The organism is Aeromonas sp. (genome assembly GCF_050633025.1).
Lineage (GTDB): Bacteria > Pseudomonadota > Gammaproteobacteria > Enterobacterales > Aeromonadaceae > Aeromonas.
In genome coordinates this window covers 1-2,991 of record NZ_JBODRQ010000222.1, presented here as the reverse complement: position 1 = coordinate 2,991, position 2,991 = coordinate 1, and the positions used below count along the sequence as shown (strand labels likewise).

Sequence of the window (2,991 nt, the reverse complement as noted above, 5' to 3'; positions counted from 1 at the left end):
CAGCGAGGGCCTGCTTTCTGGCGCGCTGCTTCTGGGCCGCCTTGCTGTTACGGCGCGGTTCGGGCTCGAAGCGGGTGAGATCCGGCTCAAAGCCCGGGAACCACTGTTGCGGCAAACGGGTGTCGAGCACAGCTTCCACCTTCTCCAGCAGCGGCGCATCTTCCGGGCTGAACAGGGTAATGGCGAGCCCCTTGTTGCCGGCACGGCCGGTGCGACCGATACGGTGGACGTAATCCTCCGCTACAAACGGGAACTCGAGGTTAATCACATAGTTGAGATCCGTGATATCGAGGCCGCGGGCCGCCACGTCGGTAGCAACCAGCGCCTGCAAGGTGCCAGCGCGAAACTCCAGCAGCACCTTCTCCCGCGCGCTTTGCGACAGATCGCCGTGGAAGGCCAGCGCATTGATGCCCGCCTTGCCAAGCTGCTGGGCCAGTTTGTCCGCCCCCTGTCGGGTACGGCTGAAGATAAGCGCCGGTGCCCACCCTTTCACTTTCAGCATGTGTTCGACCAGCGCCAGCTTGCGATCGCTATCCACCGTGTAGACCCGCTGCTCTACCTCGGCCGCCGTAGTGTTGCGCGGTGCCACTTCAATCAGCTCGGGGTCGCGCAGCAGCACCTTGCTCAAGGCAAACAGGTTGTCGTCGCAGGTAGCGGAGAAGAGCAGGGTTTGGCGATCCGCCGGGATCTGTTTGAGCAGCGCGGTGATCTCGTCCATAAAGCCCATATCGAGCATGCGATCCGCCTCGTCAAACACCAGATGGCGCAGGCTATCCAGGCTCAATGCCCCCTGACGCAGATGGTCGAGCAGGCGGCCCGGGGTGGCGATCAGGATATCCACCCCGGCTTGAAGTGCCTCGACCTGCGCCGCGATACTCACCCCGCCGTAGACCAGCGTGCTGGTGAGACCAGTCCCCTGCCCGTAGCGCTCGACACTCTCGGCGACCTGCAGCGCCAGCTCGCGGGTCGGCACCAGCACCAGCGCACGGATCGGGCGGGGCTCTGCTTGTAGCTGTTGTAGCAGCTGTTCCAGCAACGGCAGCACAAAGGCGGCGGTCTTGCCGGTGCCGGTCTGGGCCCCCGCCATCAGATCGCGCCGCGCCAGAATGACCGGGATGGCGCGAGCCTGAATGGGGGTCGGCGCGGCATAGCCCAGTTCGGTCAGGGTCTGCTGCAAGCGGGGGGAGAGGGCCAGTTCGGCAAAGGAGGCAATGGACATAGAAGGCACCAGTAGGGGGTTATCGCGGCCTGCGGCCACGATGCAGTGAGTGATCGTGGCCCCGATGGTAACAGAAGCAAGGGGAGCGGCAGAAGGTGGCTATGACTCTGCATTGCCCGGCAACGGACGGATCAGCCGGATCGTGTTGCCCGTGTAGCAGGCGATGTTGTGTTTGCCGTGCTGTTTGACGTGGTAGAGCAGCTCATCGGCCAGATGCACCGTCTCGGTGACGGTAAGATGGTCGCGAATACGGATCACCCCGGCGGAGAAGGTGATGGGGTTTGGCAGCTCGGAGATCCCCAGTGGCCGATCCAGCAGGCGGCCAGCAGAGTGGATCATCATCTCGTCATCCCCCATCCCCTTGAACAGCACGATAAACTCCTCGCCGCCCCAGCGGATGGCGCTGTCCACCTTGCGGATATTGTGTCTGAGATGACAGGCAAAGGCGATCAGTGCCAGATCCCCGACGCCATGGCCATAGGTGTCGTTGATCGACTTGAAGTTGTCGATATCGAGGATCATCAGGTAGTCGTGCTCATGGAGCAGACTCTGGCAAAGCACATCCCGGCGTGGCAGCCGGGTCAGGTGATCGGTGTAGGCCAGGGTACGCAACCGCTGGTAGATCTGCTTCCAGACCACCATGCCCAGCAACAGCGCGATGAGATAGACCTTAAAGGCCGCGCCTTGCAGGGTCAGCTTGACGAAATCGAACCAACTGTATGACCACGTCAGATAGAGATCTTCCCCCGCCTTGGTGCGCATAAAGGGTTTGCTCAGGCAGATATGCCCGAGGTGGCAGGACTCGGCAGCGTCAAACGATATGTGGGTGCGGGTCGGGTTAATGGTATCGAAGGGGTGCAGCACATCGTTGAATGCCTCATCTACGGCGATATCGATACCGAGCAGCCCGTATTTGTAACCGCCGCGCTCCGATGGATGGGTGAAGGGGAAGTACATCACTATGGTGTTGCGCATGCTGAAGTTGTCTACCTCGATATCGGAGACAAAGGCTTCATCGGCACTGCAAAAGTCGCGGCCGGGCGCAAAGCTGGCGCAACCAAAGTAGTGATACCAGGCAGGCAAGGTCATCAGGTCTACCTTGATCGGCGCCAGTCTGGCGGGCAGCACATTGTTGTCGGCCACCATGCCAATCAGCCGGTAGTCATTCCAGATGGTGTAGATGTTGATCACCTCCGGATAGGAGAGGGCATAGCGGAAGGTGTTCAGGATATTGGCAGCCGGGTATTGCAGCGGAATATCGGCAAAGCGGTATTTGCTGTTGAGGTCATACCCGTAGAGGTAGTCGTTGCCAACGCTATTCGGGGGCGGTGGCTGATCGAGCAGATGGTGTTGTGCCAGATAGCTGGTGATGTTCTCCACCTTGAGGATCTTGGCTCGCTGGTAGAAGACCTCAAACGTGTTCTTCTGCCTGGCGGTGATGAGATCCATGTCGTGCTGGATAGTGAGATAGGTGTAGTAGAAGAGAGTGCCCAGCCCGGTCAGGGCGAGCAGGGCCATTCCAGCCACTTTGACGATGAACTGACGAGCAAACGCCGGTGGCCAGCGCAAGGCTGGGGGATTACCTGAAAATAAGGTCATAGGTGTCCGGGTGCAGTACCGATAGGGGCTCAGGTGCCATGCGGGCCAAGTATACGCGAAAGAGATTTCGATAGGATCCCCCCAACAAACCTTGCCAGAAGCTGAATCTCTCACCATTTTTTAGGCTATGTCCCAATTACGTGTTGCATGGGGCGCCCTAGCGCCTCATGCAA

2 protein-coding genes are annotated in these 2,991 nt (G+C 59.9%); both read right to left on the bottom strand.

Translation table 11 applies throughout. The features are described 5' to 3' along the window. On the bottom strand, nucleotides 1-1,219 hold a 1,219-nt coding region (locus ACRAUW_RS17545; RefSeq protein WP_431363299.1), incomplete at its 3' end, for a DEAD/DEAH box helicase. Between the two features lie 99 nt (nucleotides 1,220-1,318). Continuing rightward, on the bottom strand, nucleotides 1,319-2,818 hold the full coding sequence (locus tag ACRAUW_RS17540) for a GGDEF domain-containing protein (RefSeq protein WP_431363298.1): 1,500 nt from the start codon (nucleotides 2,816-2,818) through the stop codon (nucleotides 1,319-1,321). Between the last annotated feature and the right edge of the window lie 173 nt (nucleotides 2,819-2,991).

Bases quoted from the DNA above. Each gene is read 5' to 3' on its own strand.
- ACRAUW_RS17540 (WP_431363298.1), bottom strand. From the start codon at position 2,818: ATGACCTTATTTTCAGGTAATCCCCCAGCCTTGCGCTGGCCACCGGCG.